Here is a 20,436-nt window from a genome sequence, read left to right on the forward strand (position 1 = left end):
GTAGACGCCTACTTCTATAGGGAGGAGGCATGTCATGACGAGCACGACAAAGGAGTCCCTGTCCACCGCCGAACTGGTCCGGCAGGTGTCCGAAGGGGTCTCCCGTCTGGTCAGGGACGAGCTCCGCCTGGCCAAGATAGAGCTCTCGGAGAAGGGGAGACACGCCGGACGAGGCGCGGGGCTGTTCGGCGGGGCCGGGGCCGTGGCCCTGCTCGGAGCCGGGGCCATGGTGGCCGCGGCGATTCTGCTGCTCGCCGAGGTGCTGCCCGGGTGGGCCGCCGCGGCGATCGTGGGGGCGGTGCTGCTGGCGGCGGCCGGGCTCCTGGGCCTGCTCGGCAAGCGCCAGGTCGCCGAGATCGGCTCACCGGCTCCCGAACGAACCATCCGGAGCGTCAAGACCGACATCGACGCCGTGAAAGGGAGAGCACACCGATGAGTGAGACCGACCCGGGCCGGACAGGCCGCGATCTCACGGACGCCGGCACGGCCGGTGCCCGCAGGCAGGAGATCGGCACGCCCGTGCCCTCGGACGAACGCGGCTCCCTGAACATCCAGCCCAACGAACCGGGCATGTCGTCCACCGGTGCGTCATCCGCCGGCGAGGCCGGGAGCGCCCGGCCCGGGGACGGCGGGACCCCGGCAGAGGATCTCGGCCTCCCGCCGTCGCAGCGGGACGAGACGCCCCGGCCGGCAGGGGACGACCGGACGGTGCCCGCCGGGATGACGGTCGAGGAGTCCGTCCGGCGGGACATCGAGCAGACCCGCCGCGAGCTGGGGGACACGGTGGAGGCGCTGGCCCACAAGACCGACGTGAGGGGCCGCGTCCACGAGGCCGCCGCGCACGTCGGCGACGACCTCAAGAGCCGCGTCCACGACACCGCCACCCACATGGGAAACGACCTCAAACGCATGGGCAACGCCACCGCCTCCACCGCCACCGGTCTCGTGGACCGGGTCAAGGAAGCCGGGCCCGAGGCCCTGGACAAGGTCCGGGACGCGACTCCGGCCAAGGTCAGGCACGCCACGGGCAGGGTCTCGGCCGAGGCGAGCCGCCGGCCCGTCGCGACGATGGCCGTGGCGGGCGCGGTCGCGATGCTCGTGATCCGCATGCTGCGCCGCAGGAGGACGATCAGGTAGGCACTCTCCCACCCGGGAACCGGCCGCGTCCCCGTCCCCCCGGCGGGGCGGCCGGTTGCCCTCCTGCGGCCCGGAGCCGCCATCGCGGTCACCGAAGACTTCGGCACCGCGACCGGCGTCGGCGAGTTCACCCGTGATCAGCTGCTCCCGATCGCGGAACTGCGGTCCAACCGGATCGGGAGAGCCGCAGAGCCGCGCACGCACGTCGGCGGCGGCCGGGACCGCCGCCGTCCTCCTCGCCCCCTCTGTCCGGTCTGATCGTGCGGATGATCGAGGACCTGCGGGCGGGCACGCAGATCGGCCCCCCGCACCAGCGCCGGGCCGGCCCAGTATCGAGGCCCTCGAACGACCCCTCGACGAAGTTCTCCTCTCCTGACGCTCAGCCGTCTCCTGACGCTCAGCCGGCGCCGCGGCCCGGTGCTTGAGCCCGCCTCCCGGCCGTGCCGTTCTCAGCCATGCCCGGAGGCGGCTTCTCATTTGTCCAAAGTCCAAAGGTGCAGCTCTGGACAAAGATCGCTTGGTCGGACCGAGAACGGCGTGCAAGCTGGTGGAGCTCCCGGCGCCGCGGTGCCTGACCGCGATCGCGCACTCCCATGCCGGTCATCGAGCCGGCTGGGACCGTGTCTGCGGTCGCCGGAGGCGCCGCTCCGTCGCGGGCACAGCCGCATGCCGGGCCGGACGGCCGGATGCGCCGTCTCGGTGCGGTGACCGCATTCAAATGACCACATTCACCGGATAAGGAGACCTTCATGTCTGTGTCGTCTCGCAAGATGAGCCTGCGCACCCGCGTCGCCGTCGTCGCGGCCGCCTCCCTCGCTGCCGCCGGTCTCGGCGTCGGCGCCGCGGCTCCGGCGTCGGCGGAGGTCCACCGCGGCGTCGCCGGTTGCTTCGCCTGGTCGTGGGGGGACGGCAACACCTCCGTGACGGTGTACTGGCACAACCGCTGCGACGACAAGCGCAAGCTGAACATCAAGTACAGCCTGGGCTGGACCACCAAGTCGTACACGGCGGTCGTCGGGGGCGACGGGAAGGGGCACAAGAGGTTCCAGACCGCCTCGATCGTGTCCATCACCGACGGGGGCCGCGTCTAGCGCGGTCGGCGTCGAGGGGTGCGGCGCAGCGTACGCCGCACCCCTCTGCCGGGGCGCCCGCGAGCGGCCCACGCCGAACCCTCGCGGCGGCGATGTCGCGGACAGGCACTCCGGCCGCTCACCGGCTCTGCGATGTCTGCGGTCACAAGCGTCCTGGGCCTGGCCACGCGATGCCCTCCGGCGGCGTCGAGACGAGAAGCATTCCGGCGATTTCCGGTAATCTCCTCTGTTCGAAAGCGTGTCGCCGAAAAGGGTCGCGCCGAATCCGCAGGTTGCGGACATATGGCGGTGCCGACCAGAACGGGTAGGGGATGCCGGAGTCACCGGACGTGCACAGGTCACCAGATTCGCTCCCGGAGAAGCCGGGGCCGCGGCGAGGACGGAGGCCCGCCCGGCCCGATCCGGAGTCCGGCCCGGTGGCGCTGCTCGCGCACCGGCTCTGGGAGCTCAAGGAGAGAGCGGGCGACCCGTCTTTTGCGGAGATGTCCTCCCGCCTGGGGGCGGCGGCTTCGAAGTCGTCGCTGGCGGCCGCCGCCCGGGGGCAGACACTCCCGAGCTGGGAGACGACGTGGGAGTTCGTCCGGGTCCTCGCGGTCGGCCGGCTGGGGCAGGAGGAGCAGGAGACCGAGCGGGAGTGGCGGGCGTACTGGGAGCAGGCCAGGACCGAGAGTCTGCCGGCCTCCTCCACGGTGGAGAGTGAGCCGGTGGAGAGCGAGCCGGTGGAGAGCGGACCCGGTCCGGCCGCACCGTCGTTCCGCATCGGCAAGCCGGTCATCCTGAGCGTGTTGTCCGCCGTCCTCGCGGGTGGCACCGGCGCGCTGGTCACCGCGTTCTCGCCCTTCGACGGCGAGAGCGCGGGGGAGCAGGCCGTGCCGCACGAATCGTCGACGTGGACGGCGCAGCCGCGTGACGACTCCGCCTTCGAGGGGGACGTCACCTATCCGGATGGGAGCACGGTCCGCAGAAGGGCGTCCTTCACCAAGGTGTGGCGGATCCGCAACACCGGAACCGTTCCCTGGGAGGGACGGTATCTCACCCGGATCAACAGCACGCCGTGCCGTGCCCCCGAGCGGATCGCGATCGAGCCGACCGCTCCGGGCAAGGCGATCGACATAGCGGTGCGCGTCCGCGCCGCCGCCGGCCCGGCCAGATGCAAGATCTTCTGGAAGATGACCAGCGAGGACGGAACCCCGCTGTTCGCCGAGAAGAAGCCGATCTTCCTGGACGTCAGCGTGAAGTGATCGCGGGAGGGGGCGCAACGCCTTGTCCGACCCGCCCGCGGCCCGTCGCATGCCGCTTCGTTGTAGACCGCGCCGACGGCACAGGGTAGCGTCCCTCCCGACGGAACAATGTTCCGGTCCGGCGCGGTCGAAGCGCCGGGCAACGCGTGGACCCATGGCTGAGGGGAAGGCATGCAGTTCGGGCGCACCTATGAAGAGTTCGAGGTCGGCGCTGTCTACAGGCACTGGCCCGGGAAGACGGTGACAGAGTACGACAACCATCTGTTCTGTCTCCTGACCATGAACCACCATCCCGTTCACATGGATGACAACTACTCGGTGACCACGGACCACGGCCGGAACCTCGTCGTCGGCAACTACGTCTACTCTCTGCTGATCGGCATGTCCGTTCCGGACGTCTCCGGGAAGGCGATCGCCAATCTCGAGGTCGAGTCGCTCAAGCACGTCGCCCCCACGTTCCACGGTGACACGATCTACGGCGAGACGACCGTGCTGGACAAGCGGCGATCGGCGTCGAAGGAGGATCGCGGCATCGTCCATGTGGAGACCAGGGGATACAAGCAGGACGGCACCGTGGTCTGCGTCTTCCGCCGCACGGTCATGGTTCCGACGGCGGCCTACCTGAAGGAACGCGGCGACCAGCCGGGACGCCCGGCTCCTCGGTCCCAGCAGCCGCTGACGCCGGCACCCGGCGCGTGATCACGAAGATGGTGAGGATCGTGCCGGACGTCCCCCCCGTGGCTGAAAGGAACCGCCGGTGGACTTCGAGCTGAACGACGAGCAGCGGATGTTCCGCCGCACCCTGCGCGAGTTCGTCGACTCCGAGATCGTGCCGGTCGCCCCGGAGTGGGAGCGGACCGGCCGCTACCCCACCGAGATCGTCGAGCGGTTCAAGCACCTGGGGCTGTTCGGGATGACGGTCCCGGAGGAGTACGGCGGGCTCGCCCTGGACCGGGTCTCCTTCGCGCTGGTCTTCGAGGAGATCGCACGCGGATGGATGGGTGTGGCCGGGGTGCTCGGCTCGCACTCGCTGGCCGCGTGGATGATCGCCGAGCACGGGACCGAGGAGCAGAGGAAGGCGTACCTGCCGGACCTGGCCACCGGCGCCCGCCGTACCGGCATCGCGCTGACCGAGCCGGGCGCGGGCACGGACCTGCAGGGCATCCAGACCCGGGCGGTGCGCGACGGCGACCACTACGTGGTCAACGGCACCAAGACGTGGATCACCAACGCCCGCCACGCCGACCCGATGCCCGTGCTGGTCAAGACCTCGGTCGCCGAACCCGCCCACCGCGGCATGTCCCTGCTCCTCGTCGAGGCCGGGACTCCCGGCTACACCGTCAGCCGCGACCTGCCCAAGCTCGGCTACAAGGGCACAGAGACCTGCGAGATCGCGCTGGTGGACGTGCGGGTGCCGGTGGCGAACCTGCTCGGCGGGGTCGAGGGCCGGGGCATGCAGCAGGCCCTGTCGGCCCTGGAGCTCGGCCGGATCAACATCGCCGCCCGCGCCGTCGGCGTCTCCCAGTGCGCCTACGACGCCGCGCTGAACTACTCCCGCGAGCGTCACGCCTTCGGCCGGCCCATCGCCGACTTCCAGGCGATCCAGCTCAAGCTGGCCGACATGGCCACCGACATCCAGGCCGCCCGGCTGCTCACCTACTGGGCGGCCACCCGCTCGGCGGCGGGCGCGGTGAACGCCGAGGCCGCGATGGCCAAGTACTTCGCCTCCGAGGTCGCGCTGCGCACCACGATGGAGGCCATGCGCATCCACGGCGGCTACGGCTACTCCCAGGAGTTCGTCGTCGAACGCCTGTACCGCGACGCGCCGCTGATGGCCATCGGCGAGGGCACCAACGACGTCCAGCGGATGGTCATCGCCCGATCCCTCATCTCGGGGAAGGCGCGGGTCGGCTGGTGAGCCGGGCGGTTGTGACGTAAACCACGCCTCAGAACTGTCCGATCGGTCAGATCCTGACCGATCGGACAGGCATGCTTGAGGGGGAGGTGGTTTCCGTGTCACGCAACGCCCGCCCGGGCACGCGGCAGGAGATCCTGGACGCCGCGGCCAGGCTGTTCGCCGCCACCGGATTCAAGGGCACGTCGTTGCAGGACATCGCCGGTGAGGTCGGCTGCTCCAAGGCCGCGCTGCTGTACCACTTCGACGGCAAGGACGCGATCCTGGCCGAGCTGGTGGCGCCCGCCGTCGCGGCGTTCGCGGCGCTCGACGCCCGGCTGGCCGGCCTCGACGAGGGGGCCGCGCAGCTCGCCGCCGTCGAGGGGTTCGTCGATCTCGTGATGCGCTTCCGGCGTGAGGTCACCGTCCTGTACGGCGACATCCCGGACCTGCTCCAGCGCCCGGCTCTGGCGACGGTTCAGGAGATGACCGACCGGCTTCTCGACGCCCTCACCGGCCGCTCGCCCGAGCCGGCGGCCCGGGCCTCGGCGCTGATGGTGCTCGGCGGCATCCCCGTCGTCTGCCTGGAACCGGCCGGGCTCGGCGACGACGAGCTGCGCTCGGTCCTGATCCGGAGCGCGGCTCGAGCCTTGAACCTCCCCGTCGCCTGACGGCCCTTCCCGTCGCCTCTCCCTGACGTCCCCGTTGTTCACCTGATATTTCCCACTTTCTCGACTTTTCCGACAAGGATTTTTCATGGCCACCCTGCTGTACCGGCTCGGCCGGGCCTCTTTCCGCCACCGGCGGACGGTCCTCGTCCTGTGGCTCGCCCTGCTGGCCGCCCTCGGCGGGGCCGCCGCCGCCTTCATGGGCCCGACGGCCAGCAACTTCACGATGCCCGGGACCGAGTCGCAGCGCGCGCTCGACGCCCTGGCCAGGCAGTTCCCCCAGGCCGCCGGGGCGACCGGCACCATCGTCGTCGCCGCCCCCGAAGGGCGGAAGCTGGCGTCCCCGCAGGATCTCGCGACCCTCCAGGCACTGGTGAAGGAGGCCGGGAGCCTGCCCGGTGTGGTGGCCGCCGTCGACCCGTTCCGGGTCGGCGCGGTCTCCCCGGACGGCCGTTACGCCCTGATCCAGGTGCAGTTCGCCGCGCGCGGTGACAAGGTGACCGACGCCCAGCGCGACGCCTACGAGAAGGTGGGCGCCTCCGCGGAGAGCACCGGTCTGCGGGTGGAACGCGGCGGCGAGGTGACGTCGGCCGAGCCGGAGATCGGCTCGACCGAGGCGCTCGGTGTCGCCGTCGCGGCGGTCGTCCTCATCGTCACCTTCGGCTCGCTGGTGGCCGCCGGGATGACCATGCTCAACGCCCTCATCGGCCTCGGCGCCGGCATGGCAGGGCTCTTCGCCCTCAGCGGCACCGTCGAGCTGACCAGCACCGCCCCGGTCCTCGCCCTCATGCTCGGACTGGCCGTCGGCATCGACTACTCGCTGTTCATCACCTCCCGGCACCGGCAGAACCTCCTCGACGGGCTGGAGCCCGAGGAGGCCGCCGCGCGCGCCGTCGGCACCGCCGGCTCGGCCGTCGTCTTCGCCGGCGCCACGGTGGTCATCGCGCTGGCCGGCCTGGCGGTGGTCGGCATCCCGTTCCTGACCGTGATGGGCCTGGCCGCCTCGGGCACCGTGGCCGTCGCCGTGCTGGTGGCGATCACCCTGCAGCCCGCACTACTCGGCTTCGCCGGCCGCCGGATCCTGCCCCGCAGGCTCCGGGCCGGCGCGGTGGCGAACGAGACCGCCCCGCCCGCGGGCTTCGGGTTCCGCTGGGCGGGCGTCGTCACCCGCTGGCGGGTGGTCTTCCTCCTCGCCGGAGTCCTGGGTCTGGCCGGGCTGGCCGTACCGATGCCCGACATGCGCCTGGCGCTGCCCGACGCGGGGACCGCGCCGGCCGGAAGCTCGCCGCGCGAGGCGTACGACCTCATCAGCGAGGGATTCGGGCCCGGATTCAACGGCCGGCTGGCCGCCGTGGTCTCCAGCGGCTCCGCCGGCACCACCGCCTCGGCCGCCGAGCAGGCCGCCACGCTGATCCGGAGCACCAAGGGCGTGCTCGCGGTCGCCCCGCCGCAGCTCAACGCGGACGGCACCACGGCGCTGCTGGCCGTGATCCCGGCCACCGGCCCCACCGACGCCGCCACCGAGACCCTGGTGCACGACATCCGCGCCAAGGCCGGGGAGATCGGCGAGGCGGACTTCGCCCTGACCGGAGCCACCGCGATCGGCATCGACGTCTCCGCCAAGCTCGCCGGCGCCCTCCCGGTCTACCTGCTGCTCGTCGTCGGGCTGTCGGTCCTGCTGCTGATGCTGGTCTTCCGCTCGGTGCTCGTCCCGGTCAAGGCCGCCCTCGGCTTCCTCCTCACCGTCGGCGCCACCTTCGGCATCACCGTCGCGGTCTTCCAGTGGGGATGGGCCGCGGAGCTCCTCGGCGTCGACACACCCGGCCCGCTGGTCAGCTTCCTGCCGATCCTGCTCATCGGCATCCTGTTCGGGCTCGCCATGGACTACCAGGTCTTCCTCGTCTCCCGGATGCGTGAGGACTTCGTCCACGGCGACACCGCCCAGCAGGCCACCGTCAACGGCATGGGGCACGGGGCCCGCGTCGTCACCGCCGCCGCGCTCATCATGATCTCGGTCTTCGGCGGCTTCGTGCTCATGAACGACCCGATCATCAAGTCGATGGGCTTCGCCCTCGCCGTCGGCGTCGCCATCGACGCCTTCGTCGTGCGGATGACGATCGTGCCCGCGGTGATGTCCCTGCTGGACGACGTCGCGTGGTGGCTGCCCCGATGGCTCTCCCGCGTCCTGCCCAACGTCGACATCGAGGGCGAGCAGCTACGCGCCCACCTGGGTCACGACGCCGAGAAGGTCCCCGCGGGCGTCTGACGCCCGCCGGTCCGGGGGCGTCCGCGCCCCCGGACCCGTGGGGCAGCGTGCCCGGGCCGGGCGCGGCCGGTAGGGTCCGGGACGTGGAACCCGTCGTCGCCGTGTTGCTGGTCGTCGCACTGGCAGGCATCCCGGCCCTGGTGCTGTGGCGGGTGCTGCGCGGGCGGCAGGAGCTGGGCAGCAGCCCGGCCGAGCGGGCCACGTTCGAGACCCTGCACACCGCCTCGCTCGCCGCGCCGCCGCTGCGGGCCGGGCTGACCGAGTCGGGCAGCCAGAAGGCCTCCCGGCACCTGCGCGAGCTGCTCGGCTCCCCGGCGCTGGCCATCACCGACGAGCAGCGGCTGCTGGTCTACGACGGCGAGGGCGACCACCACGCCCACGAGGCGTTCGCCAACGCGGCCAGGACCCTGGCCGACGGCCGCACCCAGGTCCTCGGCCCGGAGGTCGTCTCGTGCGAGCTGCCGGAGTGCCCCATCCGGTTCGCGGTCGTGGTGCCGCTGACCACCGACGGCCGGGTGGTCGGTTCGCTGGCCGCCTACGGCGGGCACGCCTCGGCCGGGCTGGTCCGGGCCACCCACGAGGTGGCCAGCTGGGTCGACTCCCAGCTGGAACTGGCCGAGCTGGACCGCTCCCGGACGCGGCTGATGGAGGCCGAGGTCCGGGCGTTGCGGGCGCAGATCTCCCCGCACTTCATCTACAACTCACTGACCACGATCGCCAGCTTCGTCCGCTCCGACCCCGACCGCTCCCGCGAGCTGCTGCTGGACTTCGCCGACTTCACCCGCTACTCCTTCCGGCGGCACGGGGAGTTCACCACGCTCGCCGAGGAGCTGCGCTCCATCGACCGCTACCTGACCCTGGAGCGCGCCCGGTTCGGCGACCAGCTCCAGGTCACCCTGCGCATCGCGCCTGAGGTGCTCCCGGTGGCGGTGCCGTTCCTGTGCCTGCAGCCGCTGGTCGAGAACGCGGTACGGCACGGCCTGGAGAGCAAGCCCGGTGTCGGCCGGATCTCGATCGTCGCCGAGGACGCGGGGGCGGAGTGCCGGATCAGCGTCGAGGACGACGGGGTCGGCATGGAGCCCGACCGGCTCCGCCGCATCCTGTCCGGCGACGCCGACGAGCGCTCAGGGACCGGGGGAGTGGGCCTGGCCAACGTGGACGAGCGCCTGCGCCAGGTCTACGGCGACGAGTACGGTCTGGTGGTGGAGACCGGCAGGGGTGCCGGGACGAAGGTCAGCGTCCGCCTGCCCAAGTATCACCCCGGCGTCTCCGCCCGCTGAGAGGCGCCGACCCGCCCGCGTGCCGTCTGCGCCGCCCGTGCTGTCCGTTTCATCTGCGTCCCGTGGGGTGCCGGATCCACGCTCTGGCCTCCTCCTTCGCGGAAATTCTCCTTCCCTGCGTCCGAGATGTCACGTAGTAGTGGAGATATCGCACAAGTTATGTCAAGATCGCCTATCTGCTCGCACGCATCCGAAACCGCCCCCGCCTCGGAGGGTTCATGAGCACCAGCCGCACGGACGCCCCGGACCCCGCCACCGACCCGGACCCTCTGCCCCCGGTCGCGAAGGGGCTCGGACGGCGGTTCTGGTTGTTGTTCTCCTCCAGCACCGCCTCCAACCTGGCGGACGGCATCGGCAAGGTCGCCCTGCCGCTGCTGGCGGTGAGCCTCACCCGCGAGCCCGTGCTCGTCGCGGCCCTGTCATCGCTCACCTTCCTGCCCTGGGTGCTGTTCGCGATCGTCAGCGGGACGCTGGTGGACCGGGTGGACCGGCGGCGGGCGATGATCGTCGCCCAGTTGGTCAGGACCGCGGTGGTCGGCCTGCTGGCGGTGGCGGTGGTGACCGGACAGGCGGCCCTGTGGATGCTCTATGCGGCGGCCTTCGCCCTGGGCGCGGTCGAGACGCTCTACGACAACGCCGTCAACGCCATGACGCCCCTGGTGGTCAGGCGCGACCAGTTGGAGAAGGCCAACGGCCGGACCCAGACGGCGGTCGTCGTCGCCGACAGCTTCCTCGGCGCCCCGCTGGGCAGCGCGCTGTTCGTGCTCGCCGCCGCCCTGCCGTTCCTGGCGAACTCCCTGGGATTCCTGCTGGCCGCGGTGCTCCTGCTCCTCCTGCCGGGAAACTACAGCGCCGAGCGGGACACCGAACGGCCCGCGAACCTGCGCGCGGAGATGGCCGAGGGCATCCGCTGGCTCTGGAACCACAAGCTGCTGCGCGGGATCACCCTGATCGTCGGGCTGGCGGCAGGGGCGTTCAACGCCGTCATGGCGGTGCTGGTGCTGTTCGTGGTGGACCTGCTCGGCCTGCCGCCCGCCACGTTCGGCTGGTTCCTGCTCGCCGCCGCGGCCGGCGGCGTGACCGGCGGTCTGGTCGCGGCGCCCCTGGCCCGCAGGCTGCCGAGAATGGTGGTCATGGCCGCGGGGACGGGGGTTCCCGCGATCTGCTTCGTGCTCATCGGGGCGTTCCCCTCCGCGCCGGTGCTCGCGGTCGCCTGCACGGTCGGTGCCCTCGGGACCGTGGTGTCCAACGTCGTGATCATGTCGGTCCGCCAGGCCCTGATCCCGTCACACCTGTTCGGCCGGGTGCTCGGGGCGATCCGCACGGTGCTCTGGGCCTTGATGCCCATCGGCGCGCTGGTGGGCGGCCTGATAGCCGAGAGGTTCGGGCTGCGGGCCCTCGCGGTGTCCGGCGGAGGCCTCATGCTGGTGCTCGTGGTCCCGCTCATGCTGACGGTGCACCGCCACCGGGAGCTGCTGACCGTGCTGAACAGCCCGGATACTGTTGACACCTGATGTCTGATTCATCACCCTCTAGGGATTCCGTAGTGAACAACCCGGAGGAGTGAGCGTGACCGGCCTGCGTGTCCTGGCGGTGGACGACGAGCTTCCCGCCCTGGAGGACCTGGCCTACCTGCTGCGGGCCGACCCCCGTATCGGAGAGGTCTCGCTGGCCAGGGACGGGGCCGCCGCGCTGCGCGCCCTGGACCGGGCGATCGCCGACGGGCGGCCGGTCGACGCGGTCTTCCTCGACATCCGGATGCGCGGTCTGGACGGGGTGGTACTCGGTAGGCTGCTGTCGCAGTTCGCCAACCCGCCGAAGGTGGTCTTCGTGACGGCCTACGAGGAGCACGCGGTGGACGCCTTCGAACTCAAGGCCGAGGACTACCTGCTCAAGCCGGTCCGGCCCGAACGGCTGGCCGAGGCCATCCGGCGGGTGTGCGTCTCGGCGGAGCTGCCGGACGGCGACGGCGGAAGCCGTACCGACCCCGGGACCATCCCGGTCGAGCTCGGCGGCGTGACCCGGTTCGTGGCCAGCACCGAGGTCCGCTACGTCGAGGCGCAGGGCGACTACGCCCGTCTGCACACCGCCGGAGGCAGCCACCTGGTCCGCATCTCGCTGGCGACGCTGGAGGAGCGCTGGGCCTCGGCGGGGTTCGTCCGGGTCCACCGCAGCCACCTGGTCGCGGTCAAGCACATCGACGAGCTGCACATCGACTCGGGACGCTGCGTGGTCCGCATCGGCGAGGCCGAGATCCCGGTCAGCCGCCGCCACACCCGGGAGCTGCGCGACCTGCTGGTCCGCCGGGCGCGCAAGGGACGCGCGGAATGAGCAGGGAACGCGACCGGGCCCGCAGGGAGGGCGAGCGCACGCGCAGGGACGGGGAACGGCCCCGCCGGGAGGTGGTGACCAGCCCGCGCACCACGGCCGCCCGCCACCCGCGTTACCCGGTCAGCAGGGAGATCGACGAGCAGACCCGCCTGGGCGAGGTCTACATGCGCTCGCTGATCCGCACCCAGTTCCGGCTGGCCCTGTTCGTCTGCACGGTGCTCGGCTGCGTGGTCGGCGGGCTCCCCCTGCTGTTCCTGCTCGTGCCGGAACTGCGCGAGACCCGGCTGCTGGGGATCCCGCTCCCGTGGGCGGTGCTGGCCGGGCTGATCTACCCGGCCTTCGTGCTCGGCGCCTGGCTCTACGTACGGCAGGCCGAACGCAACGAGCGCCACTTCGCCGATCTGGTGGAGCGCGACCGGTGAGCGCGCCACGGGGGCCGCGGGCCGCGGGCCGGCGGGCGGGGCGGGCCGGATGAGCACGGCCTACGGGGTGACGGCGGTCGTGCTGGTGGTGCTGGCCGCGGTGCTGATCGGGGCGTTCGGCATCCGGCTCTCGCGGACCACCTCGGACTTCTACGTCGCCTCCCGGACCGTCTCCCCGCTGTGGAACGCCTCCGCCATCGGCGGGGAGTACCTGTCGGCGGCGAGCTTCCTCGGCATCGCGGGGCTGATCCTCGCCTACGGCGCGGACATGCTGTGGCTGCCGGTCGGCTGGACCGGCGGCTACCTGGTGCTGCTCGTCCTGGTGTCCGCGCCGCTGCGCCGCTCCGGCGCCTACACGCTGCCGGACTTCGCCGAGGCGCGGCTGGAGTCGATGGCCGTGCGGCGGATGGCCAGCGTGCTGGTCGTGCTGATCGGCTGGCTGTACCTGATGCCGCAGTTCCAGAGCGCCGGTCTGGTCCTGCGGACCGTCACCGGCGCGCCGGTCTGGGTCGGAGGGCTGCTGGTGGCCGCGGTGGTCGCGGTCAACGTGATGTCCGGGGGCATGCGGTCGATCACGTTCGTGCAGGCCTTCCAGTACTGGCTCAAGCTCACCGCGCTCGCCGTGCCGGCGGTGTTCCTGCTGATGGCCTGGCGGGCGGACGGGTCGCCGGGGCTGAGCGCGCACGACGCGGCCACCTGGGCGCTGCCCCTGGCCGGCGACCGGGAGTACGGCGTCTACTCGACCTACTCGCTGATCCTGGCGACGTTCCTGGGCACGATGGGCCTGCCGCACGTGCTGGTCCGCTTCTACACCAACCCGGACGGCCGGGCCGCCCGCCGTACCACCCTGGTGGTGCTCTCGCTGCTCGGCGCGTTCTACCTGCTGCCCGCCGTGTACGGTGCGCTGGGCCGGATCTACACCCCGGGGCTGGACAGGAGCGACACGGTGGTGCTCACCCTGCCCGGCCGGCTGGTCGGAGGGATGGCGGGGGACCTGCTGACCGCGCTGGTGACGGCCGGGGCGTTCGCCGCGTTCCTGTCCACCTCCTCGGGGCTGACCGTCTCGGTGGCGGGCGTGATCGGGCAGGACATCCTCAAGGGCGGGGTGCGCTCGTTCCGGACGGCGGCGGTGCTGGCGGTGATCGTGCCTCTGGGCCTGGCCGTCTCGGCCCGCTCGCTGCCGGTGGCCGACGTGGTCGGCCTGGCCTTCGCGGTGGCGGCCTCGTCGTTCTGCCCGCTGCTGGTGCTGGGCATCTGGTGGCGGCGGCTGACCTCCGCCGGGGCGATGGCCGGGCTGCTCACCGGCGGAGGGCTGGCCTGCGGCGCGGTCCTGGCGACGATCGCCGGAGGCCCGCACACCGGCCTGACCGGCGCCCTGCTGGCCCAGCCCGCGGCCTGGACGGTGCCGGTCTCCTTCACGGTCATGGTGGTCGTCTCGCTGCTCACCCCCGGTCGCATCCCGCCGGGCGTCGCCCGCACGATGGTGCGCCTGCACACCCCCGAGACGCTGAACGTGAACCGCGGAGACTGGCGGCCCCGCCACACCTGAGGGATCCGATCCGGCATGCCGGGCTCTCGCCAGGGCGTCCGACGGCGGAATTCGAAGGCTCCGGCCGCTCTTCCGGCGCTCCGCTCGCCCCCTGGCACGGCGACCGCCCGTCGCGTGTGAGCGGATGCGGCCGACCGCTCGTCGCGCCGGAAGGACCTTTCATCGCAAGCCGTACCCAACTGAACGCTGCCTGGCGGCGGCTGGGCGAAGAGTCCGCCTGGGGGCCTCCTCGGAGGGTAGCGTCCCCTCCTACCTTGTTCGTGATCCAGATCACATTCGCGGGAGGTCTCGTGACCGCCAGACAACATGATTCATCTGTCTACGAACAGGTGCAGGCCAGTGAACGGTTCCAGGAGCTGAAGCGCCGCTTCCGCGCCTGGACGTTCCCGATGACCGCGGCCTTCCTCGTGTGGTACCTGCTCTATGTGGTGTTGTCCGGCTGGGCACGTGACTTCATGGGCATCAAGGTGCTGGGCAACATCAACGTCGCCCTGATCTTCGGCTTCCTGCAGTTCGTCTCCACGTTCGGCATCGCCTGGGCCTACTCCCGGCACATGGAGAAGAAGATCGACCCGATCGCCGACGAGATCCGCCACGAGATCGAGGGGCGGACCGAATGAGCTCCCAGACCCTGTCGACCATCCTGTTCCTGCTCTTCGTCGCCGCGACGCTGGGCATCACCTTCTGGGCCAGCCGCCAGACCAAGACGGCCGCCGACTACTACGCCGGCGGCCGGTCCTTCAGCGGTGCGCAGAACGGCCTGGCGATCGGCGGCGACTACATGTCGGCGGCGAGCTTCCTCGGCATCGCCGGCATCATCGCCCTGTCCGGCTACGACGGCTTCCTCTACTCGATCGGCTTCCTCGTCGCCTGGCTCGTGGCGCTGCTGCTGGTCGCGGAGCTGATGCGCAACTCCGGCAAGTTCACGATGGCCGACGTGCTGGCCTTCCGGATGAGCCCGCGCCCGGTCCGCACCGCGGCGGGCGTCTCCACCATCACCGTGTCGATCTTCTACCTGCTGGCCCAGATGGTCGGGGCCGGCGCGCTGGTCGGTCTGCTGCTGGGCGTCACCTCGCCGACCGGCAAGGCGCTGACGATCGTCGGCGTCGGCATCCTGATGATCGTCTACGTGGTCGTCGGCGGCATGAAGGGCACCACCTGGGTGCAGATCGTCAAGGCCGTGCTGCTCATGGGCGGTGCGACCCTGGTCACGCTGCTGGTCCTGGGCAAGTACGGCTTCAACCTCTCCGGCCTGCTGGGCGACGCGGCCGCGCAGAGCGGCAAGGGCGAGGCGTTCCTGAAGCCGGGGCTGAAGTACGGTACCGAGGCGCAGGGCCTGGCGGGCAAGCTCGACCTGATCAGCCTGGGCCTGGCCCTGGTGCTCGGCACCGCGGGCCTGCCGCACATCCTGATCCGCTTCTACACCGTGCCCACCGCCAAGGACGCCCGCAAGTCGGTTCTGTGGGGCATCGGCATCATCGGCAGCTTCTACCTGCTCACCCTCGTGCTGGGCTTCGGCGCGGCGGCGGTGGTCGGCACCGGGACGATCGTGGCGCAGGACAAGGCGGGCAACATCGCGGCGCCGATGCTCGCCCAGGAGATCGGACGGCTGATCTTCGGCGAGGTGGGCGGCACGATCCTGCTGGCCGTCATCGCGGCGGTCGCGTTCGCCACCATCCTGGCGGTGGTCGCCGGCCTGACGCTGGCCTCCAGCTCGTCCTTCGCCCACGACCTGTACGCCCACGTGTTCAAGCGCGGCAACGTCACCGACAAGGAGGAGGTCGTGGTCGCCCGGATCTCCGCCTTCGTCATCGGCGCGGTGGCCATCGGACTCGGCATCCTGGCCCAGGGGCAGAACGTGGCCTTCCTGGTCGCGCTGGCCTTCGCGGTGGCGGCCTCGGGCAATCTGCCGGCGATCCTCTACAGCCTGTTCTGGAAGGACTTCAACACCTCGGGTGCGGTCTCGGCCATCTACGGCGGCCTGGTCTCCGCACTTCTCCTGGTGGTCTTCTCGCCGGTCGTGTCGGGCAGCGCCACCTCGCTGTTCCCCGACGCGGACTTCGCCTGGTTCCCGCTGAGCAACCCTGGTCTGGTCTCCATCCCGATCGGCTTCCTGGCCGGGTGGATCGGCACCAGGCTCAGCAAGGAGTACAACGCGTCCAAGTACGCCGAGATCGAGGTCCGCGCCCTCACCGGCGTCGGGGCGGAGAAGGCCGCCGAGCACTGAGGGGCGCTGAAGCCCGTTCCACCGGGCAGGAGGCCGGTCCGGAGCCGTGATCGGCGGACTCCGGCAGCGGCAGGCGACCGCGCGTCCGGCATGGGGCCGGGCGCGCGGTCGTCCGTCGTCCGGCCCCGTGCCCGGCGCGCCAGGGTGTGCAATGCGGCTGTTAGGCCTGGTCGAACCGGGTACAGCTCGTCTCGGGGGAGATGAGAGGCGTGGTGACGACTGATCACGTGCGGGACGCCGGGCGGGTGGCGCGCGCCATCGGGTTGCTGGACGCCGACGAGGTGCCGCTGCTGGATCGGGTGACCGCACTGGCGAGGCGGCTGCTGGGCGTCCCGGTCGCCCGGGTGTCGCTGGTCGACCGGGGCCGGCAGGTGGTGGTCAGCCAGTCCGGGCCCGGCGGCCGGGAGCGGACCGGAGGAAGCCCCCTGGCGCGGTCGATGTGCCGCCACGTCGTGGACACCGCGGCGCCGCTGGTGGTGGAGGACGCGCGCGCCGACGGCCGCTGGGGCGAGGCCGACGCCGCCTCCGGGAGGAAGCCGACGGCCTACGCCGGCGTGCCGGTGCGCACCGGCACGGGCCAGGTGCTGGGCGTGCTGTGCGTGATCGACGCCGGGCCCCGGCCGTGGGACCGGGAGCAACTGAGCACGCTGGAGGATCTGGCCTCCATGGTGGAAGCGGAGATCGCGCTGCGGCTGACCCGGGCCGACGACCAGGCGATGCGCGACCGCGTCCCGGAGGCGTTCTTCTCCCTCGACGGAGCCGGCGCGGTGACGGGGTGGAACGCCGCCGCCGAGAGGCTGCTCGGCTGGTCGGCGGAGGAGGCGGTGGGGCGGTCGGTCGCCGAGCTGGCCGGTCCTCGGCAGTCGAGGCGGGACTGGGAACGGGACCTGCGCCGCGTCCTGAGGGAGGCCGGAGAGGAACAGACCGCACGGCGGCTGGAGCTGCTCGCCGCCGATCGGTCCGGGCGGGAGTTCCCCGCCGAGCTGCTCGTCCAGGTCTCCTCCGGACCCGAGGGGGCGGCGTGCCATGCGGTGCTGCGCGACATCGGCCGCCGCCAGGAGGCGGAACGGGAGATGCAGCACCGGCTGGAACGGGAGAAGACGTTCCTCGCAGCACTGATCGACAGCCTGGACGTGGGGATCGCGGCCTGCGACGACGAGGGCCAGATGACGTTCAACAGGGAACTGCGCCACGGCCCTTTCCACGTTTCCAGCCTGCACGTGAAGGACGTCCTCAAGGAGTACCGGCTGTTCGCCCCCGACGGGCGGACCCCGCTGGCACTCGACCAGATGCCGATAATGCGCGCGCTCGCAGGCGAGCACGTCACCGGCGAGCACGTGGTCGTCCACCTGCCTGAGGCCGGCTTCTTCCGCCTCCTGGTCAACGCCCGGCCGATCGACACCTCCGACGGGCATCGCCTGGGGGCGGTGGCGACGACGCAGGACATCACCCGCCAGCACCGCAACGAGGTGCTGCGCACCGCCCAGCAATCCGTGGTCGAGGCGCTGGCCGAGGCCGGAAGCGCAGAGGAGGCCGCCGAGGGGGTGATCTCCGCGGTCACCGGCGCCCTGGGCTGGTGCTGCGGCGAATACTGGCAGGTCGACCCCGGACAGGAGACCATCACCCTCGTCGGCTCCTGGAGTGCGCCGGACAGGGAGCCGCAGATCTGTGTCGAGGGTCCGCCGACCACGCTCGGCCGCGGTCAGGGCCTGCCGGGGACGGTGTGGGCCGATGGCCGTGAGCTGTGGATCTGTGATCCGTCGAGTGACCGGAGCGACTTCTTCCGCATCAGGCAGGCGCGGCGGGCCGGGCTGCGCACGGCCGTCGCCCTGCCGGTGCGCAGCGGCGGCGAGGTTCTGGGCGTGCTGGTCTTCTTCACCGACGTCCTCCAGCAGGAGGACGATGAGCTGGTCGCCCTGCTGGACGGTGTCTGCGCGCACGTGGGCCGCCACATGGAGCGTCGCCGGGCCGAGGAGCTCTCCTCGGCCCTGGAGTCCAACCGTCGCCGGTTGGAGCGGATCGTCGCCCAGCTCAACGACGACGTGTGGAGCATAGAGGCCGACCCCGACGGCTCGTCCCGCGTGCTGCAGGTCAACTCGAACATCGCCAGGCTGCTCGGCGGGCCATTGCCCGAGGGCGTCGACGTGGGCGACTTCGTCATGCGCCGGATCCACCCCGACGACCTCCGGCGCGTCTCCGACTTCCGCTCCGCGGTCCTCGGCGGGGAGCGGGCCGAGGTCGAATACCGCCTCATCGGCGTGGACGGGGTCACCCGCTGGATCTGGACGCGGGGCATGTCGCGCGAGGAGGGCGGGCGGCTGCTGGTCGACGGCGTCTCCACCGACGTGAGCGAACGCCACCGCCTGGCCGACGAGCGTGAGCATCTGCTCGCCCAGGAACGGCGCCAGGTGCGCCGGCTGCGAGAGCTGGACCGGATGAAGGACGAGCTGATGGCCCTGGTCACCCACGAGTTGCGCAACCCCATCAGCTCCATCTGCGGTTACACCGAGATGCTCCTGGACGATCCGGATCTGACCGACACCCAGCAGACGTTCGCCTCCGCGATCGACCGTAAGAGCGCCCACCTGCAGCGCCTGGTCGACGACCTGCTCGATCTGGCGCGCCTGGACGCCGGTTACGTCGCCATCGATCTGCGGCCGGTCCACCTGAACCGGCTGCTGCGCCAGGCCGTCGACGACCACCGCCCCGCCGCCAGAGCCAAGGAGATCACCGTCACCGCCGACGTGCCCGACCGGCTGCCGGTGCGTGCCGACCCGCTGCGGTTGCGCCAGGTGCTGGACAACCTGCTGTCCAACGCGATCAAGTACACGCCGGAGGGCGGGGCGGTCGCCGTCACCGCCGCCCGCGACGACTCCGGCGAGGTGACGTTCACCGTGGCCGACACCGGCATCGGCATCCCCGCAGAGCAGTACGATCAGCTGTTCTGCCGGTTCTTCCGCGCCTCCACCGCCAAGGAGGCCGGGATCAAGGGAACCGGCCTGGGACTGGCCATCACCCGCTCGATCGTCACCGCGCACGGCGGCACCGTCACCGCCCATCCCCGCGAAGGAGGCGGCACCGTCTTCACCGTGCGCCTGCCGCCTGACCCGCCTGACCCGCCTGACCCTGATCCGCCTGACCCTGATCCGCCTGGTCCGCCCTGAACCGACGCTCCGGCGGCCCGGGGACCTCCGCGCCCCGCTCCGCCACCAGGCTCTCTCCTGAGGTTCGCCGGAGTCCCGGTGCGCGCCTGCCCGACCGGACACGCACCGGGCCCGCGCTCACGGAGCCGGTCGTGCGGCCCCGGTCAGCGGGAGGCCTCCTCCAGCAGCGCGAGCTCGTCCTCGGTCAGCTCCACCTCGGCGACCGCCAGCAGCGGCCGGAGCTGCTCGACGTTGCGGGCGCTGGCGATCGGCGCGGCCACGGTGGGCTGGGCTGCGAGCCAGGCCAGCGCGATCGTGGCCGGGACGGCGCCGTGGGCGGCGGCGACCTTGTCCAGGGCGTCCAGGATCCGGGGCCCGCGCTCGGTCGCGAGGTACGCCGACGCCTTGCCCGCGCGCGGGCTGTCCACGTCCACGCCGGGCCGGTACTTGCCGGTCAGGAACCCGCGGGCCAGTCCGTAGTACGGCGTGCTGGTCAGTCCGGCGCCGGCCACCACGTCCCGCAGGGCCCCCTCGTAGCCGCGCTCCACCAGGTTGTACTGCTGCTGCACCACCCCGTAGCGGGCCAGGCCCTCGCGCTCGGAGATCTCCAGCGCCTCGGCCAGCCGGGCGGCCTCGTAGTTGGAGGCGCCGATGTTTCGGATCTTGCCCTCGCGGACGAGTGCGTCGAACGCGCCGAGGGTCTCCTCCAGCGGGACCTCGGCGTCGTCGATGTGCGCCCAGTACAGGTCGATGTGGTCGGTTCCCAGCCGCCGGAGCGAGTCCTCCACGGCCGCGCGGATGTTCGCCGCGGAGAGCCCCGCGCGGTCCGGTAGCATGCCCACCTTGGTCGCCACCATGATCTGGTCGCGGTTGCGGCGGGAGGCCATCCACTCGCCGACGACGGTCTCCGACTCCCCGCCCACGTGTCCGGGGATCCAGTGGGAGTAGGAGTCGGCGGTGTCGACGAAGTTGCCCCCGGCCTCCGCGTAGGCGTCCAGGACCGCGAAGGAAGCCTCGCGGTCGGCGGTCCAGCCGAAGACATTGCCGCCCAGGCAGAGCGGGAAGAGGTTCAGCTCAGAAAGGCTCATGGACATCACTCTATTGGGGGATAGTCGCTCACTTTCGGGGCATCCACCGAGATCGGCGGGGCGTTATTATGTGCCGCGTCAATAAGACGGTCGGAGGCT

At 71.6% G+C, this 20,436-nt stretch carries 17 protein-coding genes; 16 read left to right on the forward strand and 1 reads right to left on the reverse strand.

What is annotated here, in order from left to right; all coding sequences use genetic code 11:
• Positions 1–34 precede the first annotated feature (34 nt).
• The 16 genes from HS041_RS25210 (at position 35) to HS041_RS25285 (ending at position 19,270) form a co-directional block, all read left to right on the forward strand.
• Complete coding sequence (locus HS041_RS25210) at positions 35–436, forward strand: phage holin family protein (RefSeq protein WP_196443272.1); 402 nt, start codon at positions 35–37, stop codon at positions 434–436.
• On the forward strand, positions 433–1,137 hold the full coding sequence (locus HS041_RS25215; RefSeq protein ID WP_196443273.1) for a DUF3618 domain-containing protein: 705 nt from the start codon (positions 433–435) through the stop codon (positions 1,135–1,137). Before HS041_RS25210 ends, HS041_RS25215 begins: the two co-directional genes overlap by 4 nt.
• A 749-nt stretch (positions 1,138–1,886) precedes the next feature.
• The gene (locus HS041_RS25220; protein ID WP_196443274.1) at positions 1,887–2,228 is read left to right on the forward strand and encodes a hypothetical protein; all 342 of its coding nucleotides are present in this window, start codon (positions 1,887–1,889) and stop codon (positions 2,226–2,228) included.
• 416 nt (positions 2,229–2,644) lie between these two features.
• Positions 2,645–3,469: an NBR1-Ig-like domain-containing protein gene (locus HS041_RS25225; protein WP_196443275.1), complete on the forward strand. Its 825-nt coding sequence runs from the start codon at positions 2,645–2,647 to the stop codon at positions 3,467–3,469.
• Positions 3,470–3,640: 171 nt separating this feature from the next.
• A complete protein-coding gene (locus HS041_RS25230) occupies positions 3,641–4,168 on the forward strand; it encodes a MaoC family dehydratase (protein WP_196443276.1) in 528 nt (175 codons plus the stop codon).
• A 58-nt stretch (positions 4,169–4,226) separates the two neighbouring features.
• A complete protein-coding gene (locus tag HS041_RS25235; protein ID WP_196443277.1) occupies positions 4,227–5,387 on the forward strand; it encodes an acyl-CoA dehydrogenase family protein in 1,161 nt (386 codons plus the stop codon).
• Between the two features lie 95 nt (positions 5,388–5,482).
• Positions 5,483–6,034 (forward strand): TetR/AcrR family transcriptional regulator, encoded by a 552-nt coding sequence (locus HS041_RS25240; protein WP_196443278.1) that lies wholly within the window; start codon positions 5,483–5,485, stop codon positions 6,032–6,034.
• 85 nt (positions 6,035–6,119) lie between these two features.
• Positions 6,120–8,297 (forward strand): MMPL family transporter, encoded by a 2,178-nt coding sequence (locus HS041_RS25245; protein WP_196443279.1) that lies wholly within the window; start codon positions 6,120–6,122, stop codon positions 8,295–8,297.
• An 83-nt stretch (positions 8,298–8,380) separates the two neighbouring features.
• The gene (locus HS041_RS25250; RefSeq protein ID WP_196443280.1) at positions 8,381–9,577 is read left to right on the forward strand and encodes a sensor histidine kinase; all 1,197 of its coding nucleotides are present in this window, start codon (positions 8,381–8,383) and stop codon (positions 9,575–9,577) included.
• 218 nt (positions 9,578–9,795) lie between these two features.
• Entirely contained in the window at positions 9,796–11,091 is a 1,296-nt protein-coding gene (locus HS041_RS25255; RefSeq protein ID WP_196443281.1) for an MFS transporter, read from the forward strand.
• A gap of 55 nt (positions 11,092–11,146) precedes the next feature.
• Positions 11,147–11,908, forward strand: coding sequence for a LytR/AlgR family response regulator transcription factor (locus tag HS041_RS25260; RefSeq protein ID WP_196443282.1), 762 nt, complete (start codon positions 11,147–11,149; stop codon positions 11,906–11,908).
• Positions 11,905–12,330: a hypothetical protein gene (locus HS041_RS25265; RefSeq protein WP_196443283.1), complete on the forward strand. Its 426-nt coding sequence runs from the start codon at positions 11,905–11,907 to the stop codon at positions 12,328–12,330. The genes HS041_RS25260 and HS041_RS25265 overlap by 4 nt, the downstream gene beginning before the upstream one ends.
• A gap of 49 nt (positions 12,331–12,379) precedes the next feature.
• A complete protein-coding gene (locus tag HS041_RS25270; RefSeq protein ID WP_196443284.1) occupies positions 12,380–13,879 on the forward strand; it encodes a sodium/solute symporter in 1,500 nt (499 codons plus the stop codon).
• 290 nt (positions 13,880–14,169) lie between these two features.
• On the forward strand, positions 14,170–14,499 hold the full coding sequence (locus tag HS041_RS25275) for a DUF485 domain-containing protein (protein ID WP_196443285.1): 330 nt from the start codon (positions 14,170–14,172) through the stop codon (positions 14,497–14,499).
• Entirely contained in the window at positions 14,496–16,106 is a 1,611-nt protein-coding gene (locus HS041_RS25280; RefSeq protein ID WP_196443286.1) for a monocarboxylic acid transporter, read from the forward strand. Before HS041_RS25275 ends, HS041_RS25280 begins: the two co-directional genes overlap by 4 nt.
• Positions 16,107–16,315: 209 nt before the next feature.
• Positions 16,316–19,270, forward strand: a complete 2,955-nt coding sequence (locus tag HS041_RS25285) for an ATP-binding protein (protein WP_196443287.1) — start codon at positions 16,316–16,318, stop codon at positions 19,268–19,270.
• 143 nt (positions 19,271–19,413) lie between these two features.
• On the opposite strand, the gene HS041_RS25290 is transcribed toward HS041_RS25285, so the two are convergent.
• Complete coding sequence (locus HS041_RS25290) at positions 19,414–20,337, reverse strand: aldo/keto reductase (RefSeq protein ID WP_196443288.1); 924 nt, start codon at positions 20,335–20,337, stop codon at positions 19,414–19,416.
• Positions 20,338–20,436: the final 99 nt, after the last annotated feature.

Origin of the sequence: Planomonospora sp. ID67723, assembly GCF_015711605.1 — a bacterium.
Lineage (GTDB): Bacteria > Actinomycetota > Actinomycetes > Streptosporangiales > Streptosporangiaceae > Planomonospora_A.